This is a genomic window from Nostoc sp. S13, from assembly GCF_029379315.1.
Taxonomy (GTDB): Bacteria; Cyanobacteriota; Cyanobacteriia; order Cyanobacteriales; family Nostocaceae; genus Nostoc.
On sequence record NZ_JAQYWQ010000013.1, the window covers coordinates 43,147 to 64,533 of the forward strand.

Consider the following 21,387-nt stretch of genomic DNA (forward strand, 5'->3'; position numbering starts at 1 on the left):
CATGCCCCATGCCCCATGCCCCATGCCCCATGCCCCATGCCCAATCCCCAATCTCAAAATCCAAAATCCAAAATCCAAAATTCCTATGGTTAGTCTGCTAGAAAATCCCTTGCGCGTTGGTCTCCAACAACAAGGGATGCCCGAACCCCAGATTATAGTTATTTTTGGCGCTTCTGGTGATCTCACCTGGCGCAAACTAGTGCCAGCACTTTACAAATTACGGCGAGAACGGCGTATTCCACCAGAAACTACCATTGTCGGTGTGGCACGTCGAGAGTGGAGCCACGATTACTTCCGTGAACAGATGCAAAAAGGCATGGAAGAGGCACATCCCGATGTCGATTTAGGGGAACTCTGGCAAGACTTCTCTCAAGGACTGTTCTACAGTCCTGGGGATATAGACAACCCCGAAGGCTACCTGAAACTAAAAAACTTATTGACTGAATTAGACGAAAAACGGGGCACGCGAGGGAATCGGATGTTTTACCTCTCAGTTGCCCCCTCATTTTTTCCCGAAGCCATTAAGCAGCTGGGAAGCGCCGGGATGCTAGAAGATCCCTACAAACATCGTCTAGTAATTGAAAAACCCTTTGGGCGGGACTTGTCTTCTGCCCAGAGTCTTAACCAAGTGGTACAGAAATTTTGCAAAGAAAACCAAGTTTACCGCATTGACCACTACTTGGGTAAAGAAACAGTCCAGAATTTACTGGTGTTTCGCTTTGCGAATGCAATTTTTGAGCCGTTGTGGAATCGTCAATTTGTTGACCATGTGCAAATTACCGTGGCAGAAACCGTCGGAGTGGAAGACCGGGCTGGTTACTATGAAAGTGCCGGCGCACTGCGGGATATGTTGCAAAATCACCTCATGCAACTTTACTGCCTAACGGCGATGGAAGCACCGAACGCAATGGATGCCGACAGCATCCGCACAGAAAAAGTCAAGGTACTCCGAGCGACTCGTCTAGCTGATGTTCACAATCTATCACGTTCAGCAGTACGCGGTCAGTATAGTGCTGGCTGGATGAAGGGTCAAGCAGTGCCAGGGTATCATACAGAGCCAGGCGTTAATCCCAACTCCACCACACCCACTTACGTAGCGATGAAGTTTTTGGTAGACAACTGGCGCTGGAAAGGTGTTCCTTTCTACTTGCGTACTGGGAAGCGGATGCCGAAAAAAGTCAGTGAGATTTCGATTCACTTCCGCGAAGTTCCTTCTCGGATGTTCCAATCTGCCGCCCAACAGACAAACGCCAATATTTTGGCGATGCGGATTCAGCCGAATGAAGGTATTTCCCTGCGTTTTGATGTCAAAATGCCGGGGGCAGAATTCCGCACCCGTTCCGTAGACATGGACTTTAGTTATGGTTCCTTTGGCATCCAAGCAACATCCGATGCCTACGATCGCCTATTCCTTGATTGTATGATGGGTGATCAAACATTGTTCACACGGGCGGACGAAGTAGAAGCAGCTTGGCAGGTAGTAAATCCAGCCCTTTCCGTTTGGGATGCACCCGCCGACGCAACTACTATTCCCCAATATGAAGCCGGTACCTGGGAACCAGCAGAAGCAGAATTCTTAATTAACCAGGATGGACGTCGCTGGCGCAGACTCTAAAATTTTAGATTTTAGATTTTAGATTTTAGATTAGGGACGGCAAAATAGGGAATAGGGAATATCAAAAACTATTACCAATTACTAATTACCAGTTCTTAATCCAAAATCTCAAATCTCAAATCTCAAATCCAAAATCCAAAATCCAAAATCCAAAATTCCTTATGGCTCCCCAAGCTTCTACAATTTTTTCACTTCAGGCACCAAAAGATATTTCGCTTGACGAATTAGATGCGGAACTGAGTCAAATTTGGCAAAGCTACGGCATTAGTGGCGATAACGGTGGGCTTCCTGCTGCGACTCGGGCCACTACATTTACCTTAGTGGTTTACGAACCGGAAGAAACCCAATATCTTTTGGCTTCTTTGGGATTTTACAACGGCCCGCTTGACGGAATTTTAGGGCCTCAGATGCAAGCTGCGCTGCGGCAAGTGCAGATAAAATATGCACTGCCAGATACTGGAATAGCAACACCTCAAACCCTGGCTATCTTGAGAGAAGAATTCGCCAAACGTCAAGGAAACGGGGCTACGGGGGATAATGGTTCTGTTAGTATTCCCAGCTTAAATGCTCCAAGCCCTAGAATTGCCGATGAAATCGCCCTCCGCAACCCCTGCCGCATCATTGCGCTATTTCCCATTACTGGCGAAGATAAAGGGGTCAAGGCTCAAGTTTCTGCCTATTGCCCCATCCAAAAGCAATCGTCAAGCACACTAATCTGCTGCGAGTATATAACTCTCAGTGGAACTGCTGCTGCCTTGGAACGGATTGGGGGCATGATTCCAGCATTATTAATTGGCGGCTTACCAAAGTTTATTTGGTGGAAAGCAACACCAGACCCAAACAACACACTATTCAAGCGGTTGGCAGCAGTCTGCAATAATGTGATTGTCGATTCTTGCCGTTTTAACGAGCCAGAAAGTGATTTACTCCGCCTAGAAGAGTTGGTAGAAAGTGGTATTCCTCTAGCTGACTTGAACTGGCGTCGCCTTGCATCATGGCAAGAGTTGACAGCTGAAGCCTACGACTCACCCCACCGTCGTGCGGCGCTTAGAGAAGTTGATCGAGTAACTATTGATTACGAAAAAGGCAACCCCGCCCAAGCTTTGCTATTTTTGGGCTGGTTGGCAAGTCGGTTAGAATGGCTGCCAGTTTCCTATCAAAAGGAAACCGGAGATTACGATATCACTAGAATTCGCTTCGTTGCTCAAGATCAACGGCAAGTAGAAGCCGAGTTAGCAGGAGTTCCGGTTGCTGATGTGGGTGAGATTGTCGGTGACTTAATTGCCTTGCGCCTCAGTTCGACAAATCCGCAGGCAGACTGTGGTACAGTGATTTGTTCGGAAACTGGTGGTTGTATGCGGATGGAAACCCACGGTGGTGCCCAATCTGCCGGTTTGTTTCAACAAGTGACTTCACTTTCGGAACAAAAGGCGGAAGCATTGCTGAGTCAGCAAGTGCAACGTTGGGGCCGTGAGTCACTTTTTGAAGAAAGCCTGGGAGTGGCAGCGAATATTTTCAAACTTGAAACAAATAGTTAGCTTCGCCTGGAAAGAATAAAAGTTACCAAAATTACGAAAATCAAACACAAGCTCTTCAGATTTTTGGATATTTCCATAATCTGGAGGGTTTTTCTATTTTCCTTGGTTTTACTTGAAAAGCTTTGAACTTATTAAGCTGTTACACATTTAACTTGCATAATTAAGGCGGCCAAGATGCCCACCCCACAAGAGTTATATAAATTTTAGATATGTAAACTAGATGTGGTTTAGCTTAGACATCTCCAGAAATTAAATATGCGTTATCTAGAACCCTTGTAGAGACGCGAAATTTCGCGTCTCTACATTCTTTTTCGGAGATGTCTATTGAAGAAGAATGTAGAATTCAGAATCAATTCTTTAACGAACCGCAAACGCGAGTGCGTCTCGTAGAGAAGAAGCCAAAGGAAGAAAAGGAAGAAAAGGAAGAAAAGAAAGAAATATTTATGGGGTTCTTACTTTTAACTTTTAACTTTTGACTTTTGACTTCCCCGTTCGCGTAGCGTCTCCAAGAGTTGGGGCTGACTCCTGAATTCTGTTTCGATAAAAACAGCAGAGGCTACAAACCTACCTAACCGAAAATGCCTCGTTGAATCGCCGTGTCACAGGCTCAGTGATGAATGTCAAAATTGACTTTTTACGAGTGACAATTTCACCTGTAGCACTCATACCTGGTGTAAATTCTACTTCTTGGCCCCGCACGTTAACTGAGTGTTTATTTAGCTTAATTCTTGTAGGAAAAACTAAGCCTAATTCTTTATCAATAATTGCATTTGGACTGACTTGCATAACTTCGCCCTCCACAATGCCAAATTCCTGGAAGGGGAAAGTAGCCATTTTCACTTTTGCCCTCATTCCTTGACGAATAAACCCAATATCGCGGTTGAGAACTTTTACCTCTAGAAGCATTTCTTCCCCTTCCGGCAAAATTGACACTAATTCTTCACCCGATTGTACTGGCCCCTTGGTGGCTTTGACTCTGTAAATCGTACCAGCAACGGGAGCCTGAATCGTATCCAAAGCTTGCTGTTTTCTCGCCTGCTCTAATTGACCTTTAACTGTTGTCAGTTCTTCTTTACGCTTGTTGAACTGGGTTAAAATTTCACTTTGGCGTTCTGATGCTACACGCTGGGACTGACTGCGTGCACCGTTGTAAGCTTGTTCTGCTTGGTGAATTTCTTGGACTTGGGCAGAAATATCTTTTTCTAATGATGTGACTTTATCTTGAGCCTCTGTGATTTTATTCTGGGCGTTAGTCACTTCATCTTTTGATCTAGTGATTTCTGTCTTTGCACGAGTTAATTTTTCTTGGGCATCCAAGTAATCTACACGAGGTACAGCGCCAGTAGTAATTAGGGTGCGTAGGCTTTTTTCCCTTTCTTGTGCAAGTGCCAAATTACTTTCAATTTTAATTCGGATGCTATCTGCATTCACAAGGTTGGTTTGAGCATTCCCAACGCTGCTTTTGGCATTAACTAAGTTGTCTTGCAACCGAGTCAAACGGACTTTGGCTTGATTGATCAGTGCTATTTGGCGATTTGCTTCTGCTTCAGCCGCAGCTTGACGCGCTTGGTAGTCTTGTAGACGGGAGCTTAAAAGTTCATCTTGCAGTTTTGTCCCAGCAGTTTTGCCTCCAGTGCGTTCTGCATTCAAACGTTGTAAATCGTCTTGAATTAATCTAGTGGATTGGGCTAGGCGAGAAACATCGGTTATTTGCAAGTCTGGATCTTTTTGAATCAGAATTTGACCTTTAGTAACGTGATCGCCTTCTTGCACTTTGACGGCGACAATTGACCCTCCACCCAAGGATGTCACCGGTCTTACCTGTGTGGAAGCAATTAATTCCCCTGGTGCTGTTGCTACTTCATCTATTTGCGAGAAGTTGGCCCAGGCGATCGCCCCAAATACGATCGCGGTCATCGTTCCCGCTAATAATCTAGTATACAGAGGTGGCAATTCCTGTACCGCCTTCCCCAATTCATAGGTGAGTTGTTCCTCTGGTTGGGCGAATCGCTCTTTTGTCTGACGTGCTTGAGCAGCATTTGCAGCTAAGGAAGATTTCATAGAATTTTAGATTATTGGTAATTGGGCATTGGGCATTGGGGATTGGGCATTGGGGATTGGGCATTGGGGATTGGGCATTGAGAATTGAACACTAGGGATTGAGAATTGAGAATTGGGCACTAGGGATTGAGAATTGAAGATTAAGTTTATGTCCCATGCCCCATGCCCCATGCCCCATGCCCCATGCCCCATTACCTAATTCAAACCGCTAGATAGCGCCGCAAAAAATTTTCTAATGTCTCTAACTGGAAGTTAAAAATCGCTTCTAAATTGTCAATTTCATCTTTTGTACAGAAAAATTCATTTGCTAGCAATGTGCGATAAGTTCCCAAAGCTTTTTGGATTTGGGGATTAAATAAACCTAATGCACTCTGTAACCCATCAATGGCAAATAATGGTGAGTTAATTATTACTGGCTGTTTGTTGAAGATCCGACCAAAAATTCGGGGAATATCTTCTCGTAATAAAATCTCCGGCCCTCCCACTGCTAAAATCTGGTTGCGAGCGGCTTCAACTGTCACAGAATCCACCACTATCTTTGCCAAATCATCGGTACTAACAATTGAAGTACGGTTTTTGCGATCGCCAATGAGCAGATACAATCCTGTTTCCCGAAATCGTTCTACTAGTGGCAGCAAGTTAGATGCTAATCCAGATGGGCGTAAAATAGTGTAATTTAAGCCACTAGCTGCCAAATATCGCTCTACTGCTCGTTTGGCTTTGAACACAGGAGCATCTTCATACCCGCGATCGGCTCCTAATACGGAAATGAAGACAAAATGCTCTACACCATTGGCTTTTGCTTGATCAATGAGTTCAATATTAGCGCGGTAATCTAAAGATAGAGCATCGCTATCAGAACCGTGGGCGCTGATAATATACTGGATATCCCGACTAGCTTTCTCTATATCTTTTTCTTCTAGCAAGTCACCGAGGAAAATTTCTGCACCCCGGTGTTCTAACTCGCTGTAACGCGAACTAAGGCGGACAAATGCCCGCACAGACTGTTCTCGTTGTCGTAGGAGTCGCACAACTCTACGACCAATTCCTCCGGTTGCTCCAGTTACTAGAAACATATAAATACCTAAGTTGAATAGTTACAGTGTTTATATAGCGATGTCTTACGACTAGCCGCTCCGCGTCTACGCTCATTTGTATGCAATACTGACCTCACTTCCATTCCTCTCTCCTAAAAGAAGGGAGGCTTTGAATCTTACTCCTCTTCCCTACTAGGGAAGCGGTTGGGGGTTAGGTCTCTATTAGCCAATAGGTCACACCTTATTTATTTTAATCTTTAAAAATTATCCCCCATATCTTTATAAATGTGGGGGATAGGGTAACGGGATTAGTTTTACTGGCTCAACAAGTTAATAGCCTGTTCAAGGGACATCTTAGCCTTATGCAAGTTCGGCAGGTTCTCCTGGTCGTATCGGTCAGGATAGCTCATTTTCCTGCCCTCTAAAGTTATCCGAATTAGTGCTGCTTGCTCATCTGTGGGTGAATTCATCTCCTCTATAGGACTGATATTTGATTTTTGAAATATACGTAGGGTGCGTTACGCCAAAGGCTAACGCACCACCTCTGATTCCAGGTGCGTTACGCTACGCGATAACACACCCTACATATACTTAGATTTTTTCAAAAATCAAATCGGATTGCTATATAGCAGAACTGATTACCTGCGGAAAACACTGAAATGAGTAAGTCAAAAGTCATTTTGCTTGCTTAAAACACTGAAATGAGAAAGCAAACACAGCTTTTGAGTAAGCCAAAGGTCATTTTGCTTGCTTAAAACACTGAAATGAGAAAGCAAACACAGCTTTTGAGTAAGTCAAAGGTCATTTTGCTTGCTGAAAACACTGAAATGAGAAAGCAAACACAGCTTTTGAGTAAGCCAAATGCCATTTTGAATAAGTCAAATGCCATTTTGCTTATTAAATTCGACTTGATCCATTTTTTAGATGCATTAACTAGTAACTTAAATTCAATACAGACCTAACCCCCAGCCCCTTCCCTACAAGGGAAGGGGAGTAAAACTCAAAGCCTCTCTCCTTTTAGGAGAGAGGAATGGAAGTGAGGTCACACTGTATTGCAACAAACGAGAAGCGCTATATTTTTCATTAGTCCGAAGAGGTGAACTTTGTTTGTATAGCTGCAAATGACCTTGGTTAGGGCTTAAATTAGTACTAATATCCCAGGTTTAGTTGCTTTTTATCTAGAATTTACGGCATTCTATATGCTGAGTTGAAATCGTTGAACAAGGATTTAGAGCAGTAAGTATAATGCCTTGACAAGTTTTGCTGGTATAGAAAAGTGGATGTATGTAAGGAGACTTATAGATGAGTGACGAAGATCAGTATGATGTCTTCCTTTGCCACAATAGCAAAGACAAGCCTGAAGTTATAGAAATTGCTCATGAATTAACAAGACAAGGAATTAAACCTTGGCTAGATAAGTGGGCACTTCGTCCTGGTTTAGCATGGCAGTCTTTACTAGAGGAACAAATAGAAAATATTAAATCAGCAGCAGTTTTTGTAGGTAGCAGTGGACTTGGCCCCTGGCAAAGTACAGAGATGAGAGCTTTTTTAAACGAATTTGTAGAGAGAGGCTGTCCCGTGATTCCCGTTTTGCTTAGGAATACACCACAGCAGCCTAAACTCCCAATTTTTCTTAGGGGTCATACGTGGGTTGACTTTCGGACAGATACTGAGGCTATGGAGAACTTAATTTGGGGTATTACTGGAAAACCGCCAGAGCGAAAACCAAAGCTACAGCCAGTAATTCAAGCCGACGACCTCAGTTCTGAGAAGGGAGTAAACTACACGCGATTGCGAGATTTACTAGCAGCAGACAAGTGGAAAGAAGCGAATGAGGAAACTTTAGCTGTCATGCTCAAGGCATCTAGCAGGGAAAAGGAAGGCTGGTTTGATTACGAATCCATCAATAATTTTCCCTGTACTGACTTACGCACCATTGACGAACTATGGGTAAAATATAGTGATGGGCGCTTTGGCTTCAGTATTCAGAAGAAAATATATTTAAGCGTTGGTGGGAAGGCTGACGGGAGAGGTGAATATGATGATGAAGTCTGGGACAAATTTTGCGATCGCGTAGGATGGAAAGTGAAAGGAAACTGGATGAAAGATAGTAGCGATGTAGCTTTTAACACTTCAGCACCAGAGGGACACCTCCCGTGGTTATGTGGTGTGAGAGGTTTTTTGATTATAAGGGGTACTTCTTTTCTCGCATTAAGACTTGTGAAGTGTAACATATAAGCACTTCAGACTTTTATAAATATTTGTAACAGAGTTGTTTTCTACGAGTTAATCAACATTTCAGAGATCCGATACCTGGCACTGGCGGCTGATAGCAATTTGCTTGAATAAACTTTTCTGCTACCTCCTGCACCTCAGTACTTTCTGACACCCTCTGCTTATCCCAAGGCAAGCTCAACTGTCCCGGTGACTTTTTCGACTTAACTTTAATCTTCATTCCCGCTAACAGGCGACTCCCCCAGTGGTTTCTTTTCTCTGGCTTTGGCTGTGGTCGATATTTCTTGCAAAATCCTCGGTATCTAGCAGCGCATTCATCCAAAGTTCTTCCCAATTGCAAAAATGCCGGATGCCATTGAGTGATACCATCGTTACTCAATCTGTCATGAATGCCATAGTTGCTGAAATCATAGAAAAATCCTTGCTGCACTCCTGCCGCTTTAGGGTTAGCGTGGATATATCGCAGAGTATTTAATGCTCTTTTTGTGTCTGTGTTAGCAAAACCCGTACTGTAATATCGTTTTTCCCAAAAGTGTCCGGTACGGTTAAGCATTCGGTTAAAGCACATGGCAGTGTACCAGTTTAGCCAGTGCATAATTTTGGGTAGTTCTTCTGGCTGTTTTGGTTCCACTAGGTAATGGACATGATTGCTCATAATGCAAAGGGCATAGAGTTTAAACCCATATTTATCCTTTGCTTTCTTAATGGCCTAGAGAAACACCTCCCGACACTCTAGGCGAGTGAGGCGAAATTCGCGGTTATTACAACGAGTGGTGATGTGATAGCAAAATCCAGGTTGAAAATTTCGGGGTAAGCGAGTCATAAAGCAATATAGTTCAGATAAGACCAAAACACTTGTAGAGACGGCGATTTATCGCGTCTGTGAACCGTATTTAGTCATAAACAATTCGTAATTAAAAGTTTTTCAATTTAAAATCCCCCCATATCTTTTGTAGATGCAGGGGGAGTATTGACAATTCAAAATTCAAAATGACGCTTGCAGACTCGCTAACACTCCGCTAACAAAATTCAAAATTGTTTCAGATGGGGATTTAAACGCTTTGTGCAAGCAGCCCACTTCAAAACTATTCAGAAGCTTTGTTATTAGCTCTATTAGCACGCGCCTCAGCCGAAGCCATCACCTCATCAAAATTCTCCAGCACTTCGCCAGGGAAGTTTTCCAAAACTCTAGTAGAAAGAGCAACCCGCCCTTTACCCTCATCCAAGTCAATAATTACAGCTTTAAGTGGCTGACCAACTTTAAACACCTTTTCTAAAGACTCAATGAATTTTTGGCTTACCTGCTTGATATGAAGCAAAGCCCCCATACCATTTAAATCGACAAACACACCAAAAGGTTTGATGCCAGTAACTTTACCTTCCACTAGTTGACCTAGTTCTAATAAGCTGAAATTGCTAGAACGAGTTGCTAAACGCTGGGAAAGGATGAGTTTATTGGTGTTACGATTAATTTCCAAAAAGCCCACAGTCAGATTTTGACCTTTGAGTGCTTCTAAATTATCACGCTCGGCCAGGTGCGATCGCGGAATAAATCCCCGCAAAGAGAGAATATCGACGGTGACACCACCTTTATTCACACCCATAACCCGTACTTGCACAGTCTGAGCATTTTCCTGCATTTCGGCCAGTCGTTCCCAGATGTGCTGAATTTCCAACTGCTTTCGAGAAAGGGTGACTTGACCTTCTGCATCCTGATCTCGGATAATCAAAAACTCCAGTTCCTCTTGTAATGGCAGCACCTCCGATAAATCGGTAACAGCTCTCAAAGAAGCCTCATCGCGCGGCACAAAAGCTGACGACTTGCCACCAATATCGACATAGGCTCCATCGTGATCAAGTTGGAACACTTTGCCATGCACAACCTGTCCCTTTTGAAACTGGTAGTCGTGTTTTTCTAGTGCTTTGGCAAAATCATCCATCGTAAACGACGAATTGGCTGTTTGAGAAAGTTTCGATTCGGAATTCATGACTTTTGAAGATTAATTGTTATTTGATAGGTGCAACTGGAGTTTAGATTGTCATTTGTCATTTGTCCTTTGTCTGTAGTTACGCGATATGCAACTTAATGTTCTGACCTCACTTCCATTCCTCTCTTCTTTTAGGAGAAAGGTTTTAAATTTTTCCCTTTCTCTAATGGGGAAGGGGGCTGAGGGGTTAGGTTTGAGTAAAAGTTGTACACGGCGTTGTGATTATTACTAATGACAAATAACAAACTTGGCTGCATAAACTTTAGTTCGGTTGACTAAAGAGTTGTTTTACTTGCTCCCAAGCATCGGCAGCAGCTTTAGGATTATAACTGCCACGATGGTCACAGAAAAATCCGTGGTCAGCTCCATCGTAGCGAAACACGCGATGAGGAATTTTATATTTTTCTAACTCTCCTTCAATCTCATCTACTTGTTCGGCTGGGATGCTAGTATCTTCTCTACCAAAAAAGGCATAGAGACTACCTGTTATTTCTTTGGTGCGGCTGACAGTTGGAGCGCCACCTCCTGGTGTGCGGGTGGTAATTCCAGCACCGTAGAAGGAAGCCGTAGCTTTAATATCTGGTAAGGTGGCTGCAAGATATGCGACATGACCACCAAAGCAGAAGCCAATACAGCCAAAACCATCTTTTTTCACTTGAGGCAGATTTTTGAGGTAGTCAATTGCTAATTGAATATCGCTCAATAACTCTGAGGCTTGAGTTTGCATGGCGTAGCTTCTGCCCGTTTCAATATCTTCGGGTGTGTATCCAGTTTCAAAACCAGGAGCAATACGTTGAAAAAGTGCAGGTGCGATCGCTACATACCCAAGTTTGGCAATTCGTTCTGTAACTTCCCGAATGTGAATGTTGACACCAAAAATCTCCTGTAATACCACGACTCCAGGGTAAGATCCAGACTCTTTTGGCTCTGCCAGATAAGCAGAGACTTGAATGTTATCTTGCAAAAGATTAACCGTTGTGGTAATTAATGCTTGCTCTGTCATAATAATTTTTACCAGTGCTATGTGATTAGGCTTGTGTTTATTTGATATAACTATGCCAGTATGTCCAGATTATTTCCAATTAAATTATCAATTACCAATAATGAACGCATTAGAAATTTCTCCCCGAAAAACTTTATATGTAAATAGAATATTTGATATGTAGCAAATGCAGCTGGACACCAAAAGAGTGCTGAGTTAAAAGTGCTGGTAGCGGATAGCTAGGGTTTAGCCCGTGCTGAGTAGTAAAGCAACACTTAATACTCCCCATAACCCTTTATCCCCAGAGGGGGCACCAAGTTCTCCACTCCAAAATTCAGCACATATTATTCACGAGGTTTGCTGATGATTCAATTTCGTATTCAGCCAGACAGCGAAATTCCCGCATCAACCCAGCTGTTTAATCAAATCCGCTTTGCGATCGCTTCCCGGCAATATCCCCCTGCTTACAAATTGCCAAGTACACGGGCGCTAGCAATGCAAACTGGATTACACCGTAATACCATTAGCAAAGTTTACCGTCAACTGGAGGAAGACGGATTTGTTGAAAGTATGGCTGGTTCAGGAATTTATGTTCGTCCCCAAGGTCATGAGGGCGGTAGCAGGCTGCAATCACCAATTCTCAAACAAAATCCTGATGCATATCAAGTTGTCCAGAAAGCACTTGATGATCTGCTCTCTCAAGGATGTTCACTCAATCAAGCCAGAGAGCTATTTTTAGCGGAAATTGACTGGCGCTTGCGTTGTAGTGCGCGGGTACTGGTTGCAGTCCCATCTTATGACATGGGTGCTGGTGAGTTGATGGTGTATGAATTAGAACGATCTTTGAAAATCCCAGTCCAGTTGGTAGCAATGGAAGAATTAACAGCTGTCCTAGATAAAACTACCTCTGCGACAGTAGTCACAAGTCGGTATTTTATCAGTAATGTGGAAGCGATCGCAGCTCCGAAAGCTGCACGGGTAATTCCTTTAGATATCTACGACTACAGCAAAGAACTCAACCTATTAAAAACCCTACCAAAAGAAAACTGTGTAGGCATAGTTAGCCTCAGTTCTGGGATTGCACGAGCCGCAGAAGTAATCCTCCACGGTCTGCGAGGGGATGAACTACTAGTGATGACTTCGCAACCAAAAGATGCTTATAAACTTCAAGCAATGGTTAAACGGGCTGAGGTAATCATAACCGATCAAGCCAGTTTTACCGCAGTGCAAGCAGCCGTGCAAGCATTTGATGAAGATATTATTCGGCGCCCAAAGCTAATTAAGGTTGAGAACTATATCGGCACTAACTCAATTAACTTGCTAAAACGAGAACTAGGTTTGAGTTAATCCAAAGGTACTGAAGAGAGGTAAGAATGTCATAGGCGCACACACCTAGCAAATAACTCAGGATTATGATTGTCCAAATGGAACACTACGTTGGTTTGCTGGAAGCAATCAAGTAGATGTATATCTGAAACTGTTGAGAGGCGATATGAGCATTCCACTTCTGGACTATCCCATACAAGAGAAATTAGTGACCGTCGCAGATGTTTCTTGGGAGGAATTCAAAGGTATTCAGGCACAGTTAAAGGAGAACCGCAATGTCCGACTCTCTTATTTGTCAGGAATATTAGAAATTATGTCGCCCATTGGAGATAAACATGAGTACGTAAAAACAACTCTCGGCTACTTACTAGAAGCTTACATGAGAGAGTTGGGAATCCGGTTCTATGGTCGTGGTGGTTTTACTTTGGAAGAACCTGGATATGCTTCTGGTACACCAGATGAATCTTACTGTATTGGTAGCAATAAAGAAACGCCAGACATTGTTATTGAAGTTATTGTTACTAGTGGCACTATTAACCGTAAGGAATTATACAAACCCAAGAAAGTGCCTGAAGTTTGGTTCTGGAAATCTAACCAGATAAAGATATTCCGTTTAAATGCGGCTGGCGAGTATGAAGAAGTAAACCGTAGTAGTTTCTTCCCGAATTTAGACACGGCTTTGTTACTGCAATATATCGGGCATCCTGACCAATACGACGCTGTTGCCGAATTTGTACAGGCGATCGGAAAATAACATTTTGGGATATTAAGTTGTCATCAGTAGAGGATTAAAGTGCAAACTCAGTTCCGTCAGGTTACTCTACTGAAGCCTGGAATCCCACCATAAATGGGTTTCAGAACGAATCGCACCACGTATTTCGGTACGATGTCCAATTGTGTAAATTTTTTAAAGCTCATCAATTAACTGGCAACTAACAGTATATTGTAAAGTTTATCAAGGCTTTCTAATACCGTATAAACACCAAAATAGTTAAATGCAGAATTCTACAATAATACCTTGATCAGCTACTTTTATTCTTGTTTTAAAAGGTTTTAACTATACTCAAGATTAAAAGATCAACTGGTTTATATATTACTAGTTTTGTAATAGTTATAACACTCTTCTTTGGCTTTTTTTCAACGCAATTCGTTGCTCAAGTTCAATTCTCCGCACCTAAAATAGAAACACCCGATTGTGTTACAGACGGACTTACCCAGGGTGTTATCGGCTACAGGTTAATTGGTAATACATTTTACTATGTTCGACGATTCGCAACTGTACTTGATGGTTCTATAGATGACTTTGGTGTGAATGGAGGTTCAGATGCATTAGAATTTTTTTGTCTCACCGATACTCCTTAAACAAGCTTGGGTAAGAGTGCTATTTGTTTATCTGGAGAGAATTGTCCCTGGAGATAAATACTGTAACTAGCATTGCACCTCGACCTTTTTAAACCTGCAATGACATTTTTCGATATGGCTAAATAACAATTCTTTGCGACGGCAGTTGCTTTTCTTAAGGGAGACGTTGCACGTAGCTTGCTTAAGAGCAGGGGTACAAGTCGGGAAACCGCATCGCCCTTGGCATCCCCCCTTGGGAGAAGGGCACACTGCCTCGCCTTTGCGTGAGGCTAATTCATACTTTCAATCAGTAACACCTGAAAAATAAGTTAACTCCCTTGAGGTTCTGGTGTGGTAATCTGCAAAAACTCTTGTACCCGTTGCAGGTAAGTTGGAGCATCTTCCAACATCGGGAAATGCGCTGTACCGGGAATCATCGCAAATTCAACTTTGTCACTCAGTGCGGCTGCTTGACTCCCCATCTCGGCTGGAATAATTTTGTCATACTCCCCTGCCACTAGCAAAGTCGGCACAGTCAGCTTGGCAAACTCTTGCGGCATCAATTCAGCTTGAGCCTTACTGACTGAAGTAAAAATTGTCCCTAAAGCCGCATCGTAATCTGCTTCGAGAAAATCTTGCAAAAAAGCTTGACGCTCAGAATCTGGTATGGAACTATGCAAAAATCTGGCCATAAACATCCGGTCAACAAATGGGATTTTGCTTAACCACTTGGGACGGAATTTTACTACATAGCCACCAAATTTATGAAAGGCACTAAAGGATTTTTCGTCGTACTCAAAAATGCCGCTACAGGTTAAAATTCCTCGTTCCACTCGTTGCGAGTAGCGGTTAAAAAATAAAGTAGCAACAGATGCCCCCATTGAGTGAGCATGGATATACACACGCTGAATATGTAACCCATCTAGCAAAGCTGCCAAATCATCAGCGTATTCCTCTAATTCATAGGTTAATTCTCTGATTGCCTCTGATTCTTGCTGTGGGGACTCTGACTCAGCAACAGATTCACTTGCTTGGGCTATAGTTGCCTTACCACGAGAACGGCCAAATCCCCGCAAATCATAGAGTAAACAATCAAATTGCTCTGATAAAACATCAGCCGTATTTTGCCAATATCTAGCCGAACCAGCCCAACCGTGCATGAAAATCATCACTGGTTTTACCAAGGAACCAGATGGTTTTTTCACCCATTCGTAGTAATGCTCAACCCCACGAACATTAATATAAGGCATTTTTCATTTGTCCTTTGTCCTCTGTTACAAAGTTCTGATGCCTGCGGCGGGCTGTGCCAACGGATAGCGCAGCGTTAGCGAGTCCGCGAGCGTCGGAAACCTCCGCCCAGACTTTGCGCTTTGTCAGTTGTCATTAGTCACTTGTTCTTAGTATATGGTTATTATTCCTTAGTTTTTGACAAATGACCAATGACTAATGACTAATGACTCTTAAGCTGATTCTGGCTTTGGAAGTGAAGATGGATGTATTATCAATTCGGCAGTCGATCGCTTCTCGACCATCTCCCGTGTTACTGTACAGCGTGTTACATCTTTACGGGACGGTAACTCGTACATTACATCTAGCATCAGTTCTTCGACAATGCCCCGCAACGCTCTTGCACCAGTTTTACGGCGGTAGGCTTCTTGAGCGATCGCTCGCAAAGCATCAGGTTTAAAATCTAACTGGACATTATCCATCTTCAGCAGCTTTTGGTACTGCTTCACTAAGGCGCTGCGTGGTTGAGTGAGAATCGCCATCAGCGCTTCTTCATCTAGCGGATCTACTACTGCTACCATTGGCACGCGCCCAATAAATTCTGGAATCATGCCAAATTTTACTAAATCATCCGGTTCTAGATGGCGGAGAGTGTGTGCTGCTCGTTTCTCCTTCGATTGGCCTTCTCCCGGTTGCACAAAGCCTATTGCTTTTTTGCCAACTCTCTGATCTACAACCTTTTCTAAGCCCACGAAGGCACCACCACAGACAAACAAAATATTACTGGTATCAATCTGGATGCAGTCTTGATAGGGATGTTTGCGCCCTCCTTGGGGTGGTACATTGGCGATCGTTCCCTCTAACATTTTCAGCAAAGCTTGCTGCACGCCTTCGCCGGAAACATCGCGGGTAATTGACGGGTTCTCGCTCTTACGAGCAATTTTGTCAATTTCGTCAATGTAAATAATTCCCCGTTGCGCTTCCTCTATATCCAAATCTGCCACCTGCAACAGTCGCAGCAAGATATTTTCCACATCTTCTCCCACATACCCGGCTTCCGTCAGCGTCGTGGCATCGGCGACGGCAAAGGGTACATCCAAGATTTTTGCTAGGGTTTGCGCTAAAAGAGTTTTACCGCAACCAGTCGGGCCAATTAACAAAATGTTGGACTTTTGCAGTTCTATCGCATCATCCGCCCCAGCTTTGCCACTGGCTTTAGACTGAACGACCGCCAGCCGCTTGTAGTGATTGTAAACAGCTACTGACAGCACTTTTTTCGCTTCGTCTTGACCAATGACGTGTTCGTCTAGATACTTCTTAATCTCTCTGGGCTTAGGTATCTGATTAAACGAAATACTAGAAGAGTGGGTACGCCGTTTTTGAGGTGGTTCTGCTCTCGGTGCTGGTTGTGCTGCCGCACCATTAGTATCGAGTAACTCCTCGTCTAGTATTTCATTACACAAGTCAACGCATTCATCGCAGATGTAGACTCCCGGCCCCGCGATTAATTTACGCACCTGCTCTTGAGACTTGCCACAAAATGAACACTTTAAATGGGAGTCGTACTTAGACATACCAGCCTCTTATTTCAGAATGGTGACGTTTTCCCCTGCTACGGGAAGATTTTGCCTGGAAATGACCTGATCAATCAAACCGTAGTTTTTCGCCTCTTCTGCGGACATAAAAAAGTCGCGCTCAGTATCTGCTTCAATTCTTTCTAAGGGTTGACCAGTATGGTGAGCCATTAACTGGTTCAACTTAGCTTTTACGTAAAGAATTTCTCTGGCTTGAATTTCAATGTCAATGGCTTGACCTTGAGCGCCACCAAGTGGTTGGTGAATCATAATTCGGGAGTCGGGCAGAGACATCCGCTTACCGGCAGCCCCTGCTGTTAACAGAAACGCCCCCATGCTCGCGGCTAATCCAAAACAGATGGTAACAACATCAGGGCGAATTTGCTGTATTGTATCATAGATTGCCATCCCTGCGTAGACCGAGCCGCCAGGAGAATTAACATACAGTTGGATGTCCTTTTCTGAGTCTTCGGCATCCAGGAATAACAACTGAGCCACAATTGAGTTGGCTACGGTATCGTCTATTGGCGTTCCCAAAAATATAATCCGCTCTCGCAGCAGGCGGGAGTAGATGTCGAAAGCCCTTTCTCCCATGCCAGATTGTTCTATCACCATCGGGACGATGTTGCTAGGGCTGTTCAACTGGGAGTTAATGTTTATTCGACTTAAGTTGCTGATGGGGTAATTTCCTGACTGCGATAGAAGCATACAAGCTTTCTTTGACGATAATTTAGGACAAATGTTTCAGCAGCATGTGCTGCCTTTTCGATGAATGGGATTTTATAAGCTACGTGTTAACTATTATGCCTCATATAATTTCCTCTCGTCTAACACAGTACCAAGCTCAGGTGATAGCAGGTGTCACTATTTGCTAAAAATTCATTAATTCTTTAAATATTCTGGCTTCATCCCTGAGTTGTGAGAAGTTAAGAGTCATGGGGCATTGGTTATGGGGCATTGGTTATGGGGCATTGGGCATTGGGCATTGGTTATTTCTCTCCCTGCTCGCTCATTTCCCTTAGCTTACCCATTTCACCAGTACTTTAACTCAGAACTGGTGAACTCATGGCTGTGGGATTTTTTATTATCCTTCTGTGACTTCTGTGAAAGCTTCGCTGCTTTGTTCCTCTGTCTGAGGTGCATCAGCATCCGCATCAGATTCTACGGCTTCCGTTTCCTCTGTGGGACTCAAGGAGCCTTCGGGTACAAGTTCAACTGAGGAGTGTTCTAAGAGCCAATCGATGATTTTTTCGGTTAATAGTTCGTTTTCCACGATTGACCGCAGTTTATCTTCATCAACGTCTTGTTCCTCCGAGTATTGCTGTAAAAGTTCTGTGACTCTGGCTGCGATTTCTTCTGGTGTTACCTCGATAGATTCGCGTTTACCGATTTCCCGCAAGGACAAGGAGCGCTTGATGCGTTCAATTGCCTCAGTGCGCGATCGCTGTCGCAACTGAGCAATAATATCTTGAGTAAACAAATTCCTCACATCTAGTCCCTGCTGAGACAGTCGGATTGCTGTTTGCGTTAGCATTGCATCGACTTCTTGCTCAATCAATGTTTCTGGTAAGTCAACTTCTACGTGCTTGAGCAGTTCCGTTAACAAGGCTTCTTGCTTATTTGTCTTTGTTTTGTCGTCCGCCTCTTTTTGATATCGCTCTACCAAGGAAGCGCGTAATTCATCTAAGGTTTCAAAATCGCTGATTTCTTGGGCTAAATCGTCATTTACTTCTGGTAGCTCCTTTTCCTTCAGTTCTTTGAGCGTTACAGTGAAAGTTGCCGCTTTTCCAGCTAATTCTTCATTAGCATACGGATCTGGGAACTGCGCCGCAATTTCTTTGGTTTCTTCCGGATTCATCCCCACTATTCCCAAAATAAAGCCTGGAATAAACTTATCTTCTTGCAACTCAACTTGAAAATCAGTTGCTTCGGCTCCGGGAATAGGTTCTGGTTCGGCTGTTTCGTCTTCACCCTCGACTTTGGAGAATACACCCTTAAAATCGACTACGGCAATATCGGCGATTTGGGCTGCACGTCCTTCCACAGGAATCAATGTCGCCAATTCTTGACGTTCCTTATCCAGTGTGTTCTCGACTCGTTCTGGATCGAACTTGACTTCTTCAGCTTGGAAAAGCAAATCAGTGTACTGCACTAGATTCACTTCTGGTTCTACATCGACAGCAGCCGAAATCGTCAGGGCTTTTCCAGGTTCATAATTCTTAATCAAATCTTCAAAGGAGGAGCGCAACTGCGGCTGACCGATTGCCAGGATAGCTTCTTGTTTGACTGCTTGCTCAATGCCATCTTGAATTAGTTCTTCCAGCGCTGCTGCCTTGATTCGAGTTGTACCCAGCCGTTGTAATAATATCGGGCGAGGCACCTTGCCTTTACGAAACCCAGGAATATTGGCAGTACTCGCTAAGTTTTTAATCACCTTTTCGTAAGTTTGCTTGGTAATTTCCGGCGTAATCTCTATTTCCAGGCCAATTTGGCTGGCGGGAAGTTTTTCCTGGGTGACTTTCATGCTTCGTCTCTAGTTTTCTGGTATTTTATACTCCGAGTACACACAAGACGCAATAAAATAATTGTTTGCGTTTATCCCTTGATGTCTCTTACGGGCAATGGGGAGTTTGCCAAAAGGTCTGATGACATCCAAGGATGTTTGTCCTGGGGCAAAGATCCAGTTTACTGCCAATGACCAAGGACTTAACATTTTACCTTCATAACAATTTGGACATTGGGGATTGGGCATAGTTATTTTTTCTTCCCTCATCTCCCTGATCTCCCCACTCACTCTGAAACTTAGGAATTAATTATTCACTAGGCTAATGCCGTGATATCCTGGTTCTCAGCGAGTGGTTAGTACCCTCAAGTTAAAGTTATTATTAAGTTGTGGTACGAGAACGCATCTGTTGCCTAGCCCCATAGCTCAGTTTTATGTTCTGCTAGTTTTATGCACTTCGATCCTAGTATATTCATCATCTTGGTAAGCAACTTTGCAGCCAAGATATTTGTTGCCTTACAGGTGGGATGTCTATTAAACGTCTAAGTGCAGATATCTTTATTTTTCTGCTAAATGGCGGTTTGTTGTATAATAATATATACTTTAAAACAATGGATAAATCGGATAACTATTGTTGTAGAATGCAACAATAGTTAACTTATTAAATAGTCAAGAAAATAAATGTATTAAATCTATAAAGATGGACTAAATTAGAGAAAAATCTAAATCTATTCAAAATGTATTTTCAAGACTGCGATCGCTATTTAAATATAAGTAAATTGTCAATTGCTCCAAAAAATTCCAGAGAAATCCCTTAAAGGAGGAAGCAAGTTTGTCGAAATCCTATCGTGTAGCTATTTTGGGAGCGACTGGTGCAGTTGGCACAGAGTTGCTGGAATTATTAGAAAGCCGTAATTTTCCTGTTGCTGACTTAAAGTTATTAGCATCAGAGCGGAGTGTCGGGCGATCGCTACGGTTTAAAGGGGAAAATATACTAGTAGAGGAAGTTAGTGATCGCGCCTTTGAAAATGTCGATATAGTACTAGCTAGTGCAGGTGGTTCCACATCCAAAACTTGGGCAGCAGTTGCTGTTCAAAAGGGCGCAGTGGTAATTGACAACTCCAGTGCCTTTCGGATGAATCCGAAAGTTCCTCTAGTAGTACCAGAGGTGAATCCACTAGCCGCAGCTAATCACCAAGGCATTATTGCCAACCCCAACTGCACAACAATTTTAATGACTTTGGTCGTCTGGCCATTGCATAAAGTTAAACCAGTGCAACGCATCGTAGCCTCAACCTATCAATCTGCTAGTGGTGCTGGTGCTCGAGCAATGGCAGAAGTCAAAACCCAAACAAGCGCTATACTACAAGGACAGCCGCCAGTTGCCGAAATATTGCCTTACCCATTGGCATTTAATTTATTCCCGCATAACTCCCCATTAAACGATTTGGGTTATTGTGAGGAAGAAATGAAAATGGTCAACGAAACCCGAAAAATATTTGGCACGCAGCAAATCAGAATTACTGCGACCTGTATACGGGTTCCCGTACTCCGCGCCCACTCAGAAGCCATTAATTTAGAATTTGAGACTCCCTTTAGTGCGAAGGAAGCCAGAGAAATTTTAAATTCCTCCCCTGGAGTGAAATTGGTCGAAGATTGGGGAACTAATCATTTTCCGATGCCAATTGAAGCAACAGGTAAAGATGAAGTTTTAGTGGGAAGAATTCGTCAAGATATTTCTCATCCTTGTGGCTTGGAATTATGGTTATGTGGCGACCAAATCCGCAAAGGCGCAGCATTGAATGCAATACAAATTGCTGAGTTGTTGGTAGAAAAAAATCTACTCAAACCATTAGCTATTAGTCAAAAAACAAATGACAAATAACAAATGACAAGCAATTTGCAGATAGGTTATTACAGTAGAAAACCACCAAGATACAAAAACATGGGTAATTAGGAG

19 protein-coding genes are annotated in these 21,387 nt (G+C 43.3%); 7 read left to right on the forward strand and 12 right to left on the reverse strand.

The window, feature by feature from the left end; all coding sequences use genetic code 11:
• Positions 1–85: 85 nt before the first annotated feature.
• From zwf to PUQ00_RS06885, 3 genes are all read left to right on the forward strand, one after another.
• Positions 86–1,615: a glucose-6-phosphate dehydrogenase gene (zwf, locus tag PUQ00_RS06875; protein ID WP_300414481.1), complete on the forward strand. Its 1,530-nt coding sequence runs from the start codon at positions 86–88 to the stop codon at positions 1,613–1,615.
• 161 nt (positions 1,616–1,776) lie between these two features.
• The gene (gene opcA, locus PUQ00_RS06880; protein WP_300414483.1) at positions 1,777–3,153 is read left to right on the forward strand and encodes a glucose-6-phosphate dehydrogenase assembly protein OpcA; all 1,377 of its coding nucleotides are present in this window, start codon (positions 1,777–1,779) and stop codon (positions 3,151–3,153) included.
• A 317-nt stretch (positions 3,154–3,470) separates the two neighbouring features.
• Entirely contained in the window at positions 3,471–3,629 is a 159-nt protein-coding gene (locus PUQ00_RS06885; RefSeq protein ID WP_300414485.1) for a hypothetical protein, read from the forward strand.
• Between the two features lie 88 nt (positions 3,630–3,717).
• Here PUQ00_RS06885 and PUQ00_RS06890 read toward each other — a convergent pair whose 3' ends face one another.
• The 4 genes from PUQ00_RS06890 to PUQ00_RS06905 form a co-directional block, all read right to left on the reverse strand.
• Positions 3,718–5,214, reverse strand: a complete 1,497-nt coding sequence (locus PUQ00_RS06890; protein ID WP_300414486.1) for an HlyD family efflux transporter periplasmic adaptor subunit — start codon at positions 5,212–5,214, stop codon at positions 3,718–3,720.
• A gap of 6 nt (positions 5,215–5,220) precedes the next feature.
• Entirely contained in the window at positions 5,221–5,406 is a 186-nt protein-coding gene (locus PUQ00_RS06895) for a hypothetical protein (protein ID WP_300414488.1), read from the reverse strand.
• Positions 5,407–5,414: 8 nt separating this feature from the next.
• Positions 5,415–6,290: an SDR family oxidoreductase gene (locus tag PUQ00_RS06900; protein ID WP_300414490.1), complete on the reverse strand. Its 876-nt coding sequence runs from the start codon at positions 6,288–6,290 to the stop codon at positions 5,415–5,417.
• Between the two features lie 275 nt (positions 6,291–6,565).
• Positions 6,566–6,721, reverse strand: coding sequence for a hypothetical protein (locus PUQ00_RS06905; protein ID WP_300414492.1), 156 nt, complete (start codon positions 6,719–6,721; stop codon positions 6,566–6,568).
• Positions 6,722–7,553: 832 nt separating this feature from the next.
• Between PUQ00_RS06905 and PUQ00_RS06910 the strand changes: the two genes are divergently transcribed.
• Entirely contained in the window at positions 7,554–8,489 is a 936-nt protein-coding gene (locus PUQ00_RS06910) for a GUN4 domain-containing protein (protein WP_300414494.1), read from the forward strand.
• Between the two features lie 52 nt (positions 8,490–8,541).
• Here the strand turns inward: PUQ00_RS06910 and PUQ00_RS06915 are convergent, their stop codons facing one another.
• The 3 genes from PUQ00_RS06915 to PUQ00_RS06925 all read right to left on the reverse strand — a co-directional run bounded on the left by PUQ00_RS06915 (position 8,542) and on the right by PUQ00_RS06925 (position 11,477).
• A complete protein-coding gene (locus PUQ00_RS06915; RefSeq protein WP_300414558.1) occupies positions 8,542–9,192 on the reverse strand; it encodes a transposase in 651 nt (216 codons plus the stop codon).
• Positions 9,193–9,571: 379 nt separating this feature from the next.
• On the reverse strand, positions 9,572–10,474 hold the full coding sequence (locus tag PUQ00_RS06920) for a S1 RNA-binding domain-containing protein (RefSeq protein WP_300414496.1): 903 nt from the start codon (positions 10,472–10,474) through the stop codon (positions 9,572–9,574).
• A gap of 262 nt (positions 10,475–10,736) precedes the next feature.
• Positions 10,737–11,477: a dienelactone hydrolase family protein gene (locus tag PUQ00_RS06925; RefSeq protein ID WP_300414498.1), complete on the reverse strand. Its 741-nt coding sequence runs from the start codon at positions 11,475–11,477 to the stop codon at positions 10,737–10,739.
• Positions 11,478–11,819: 342 nt separating this feature from the next.
• On the opposite strand from PUQ00_RS06925, the gene PUQ00_RS06930 reads away from it, so the two are divergent.
• Both PUQ00_RS06930 and PUQ00_RS06935 read left to right on the forward strand, forming a co-directional pair.
• Positions 11,820–12,803, forward strand: coding sequence for a GntR family transcriptional regulator (locus PUQ00_RS06930; RefSeq protein WP_300414500.1), 984 nt, complete (start codon positions 11,820–11,822; stop codon positions 12,801–12,803).
• A gap of 145 nt (positions 12,804–12,948) precedes the next feature.
• Complete coding sequence (locus tag PUQ00_RS06935) at positions 12,949–13,536, forward strand: Uma2 family endonuclease (protein WP_300414502.1); 588 nt, start codon at positions 12,949–12,951, stop codon at positions 13,534–13,536.
• A 916-nt stretch (positions 13,537–14,452) separates the two neighbouring features.
• Here PUQ00_RS06935 and PUQ00_RS06940 read toward each other — a convergent pair.
• The 5 genes from PUQ00_RS06940 to PUQ00_RS06960 all read right to left on the reverse strand — a co-directional run bounded on the left by PUQ00_RS06940 (position 14,453) and on the right by PUQ00_RS06960 (position 19,697).
• Positions 14,453–15,373: an alpha/beta hydrolase gene (locus tag PUQ00_RS06940; RefSeq protein WP_300414504.1), complete on the reverse strand. Its 921-nt coding sequence runs from the start codon at positions 15,371–15,373 to the stop codon at positions 14,453–14,455.
• Positions 15,374–15,583: 210 nt separating this feature from the next.
• On the reverse strand, positions 15,584–16,924 hold the full coding sequence (gene clpX, locus PUQ00_RS06945) for an ATP-dependent protease ATP-binding subunit ClpX (protein ID WP_300414506.1): 1,341 nt from the start codon (positions 16,922–16,924) through the stop codon (positions 15,584–15,586).
• Positions 16,925–16,933: 9 nt separating this feature from the next.
• Positions 16,934–17,632, reverse strand: a complete 699-nt coding sequence (gene clpP / locus PUQ00_RS06950; protein WP_300414507.1) for an ATP-dependent Clp endopeptidase proteolytic subunit ClpP — start codon at positions 17,630–17,632, stop codon at positions 16,934–16,936.
• A 376-nt stretch (positions 17,633–18,008) separates the two neighbouring features.
• Positions 18,009–19,448, reverse strand: a complete 1,440-nt coding sequence (tig, locus tag PUQ00_RS06955; RefSeq protein WP_300414509.1) for a trigger factor — start codon at positions 19,446–19,448, stop codon at positions 18,009–18,011.
• A gap of 9 nt (positions 19,449–19,457) precedes the next feature.
• A complete protein-coding gene (locus PUQ00_RS06960) occupies positions 19,458–19,697 on the reverse strand; it encodes a hypothetical protein (RefSeq protein ID WP_300414511.1) in 240 nt (79 codons plus the stop codon).
• A 562-nt stretch (positions 19,698–20,259) separates the two neighbouring features.
• Between PUQ00_RS06960 and PUQ00_RS06965 the strand changes: the two genes are divergently transcribed.
• On the forward strand, positions 20,260–21,312 hold the full coding sequence (locus PUQ00_RS06965; protein WP_300414513.1) for an aspartate-semialdehyde dehydrogenase: 1,053 nt from the start codon (positions 20,260–20,262) through the stop codon (positions 21,310–21,312).
• Positions 21,313–21,387: the final 75 nt, after the last annotated feature.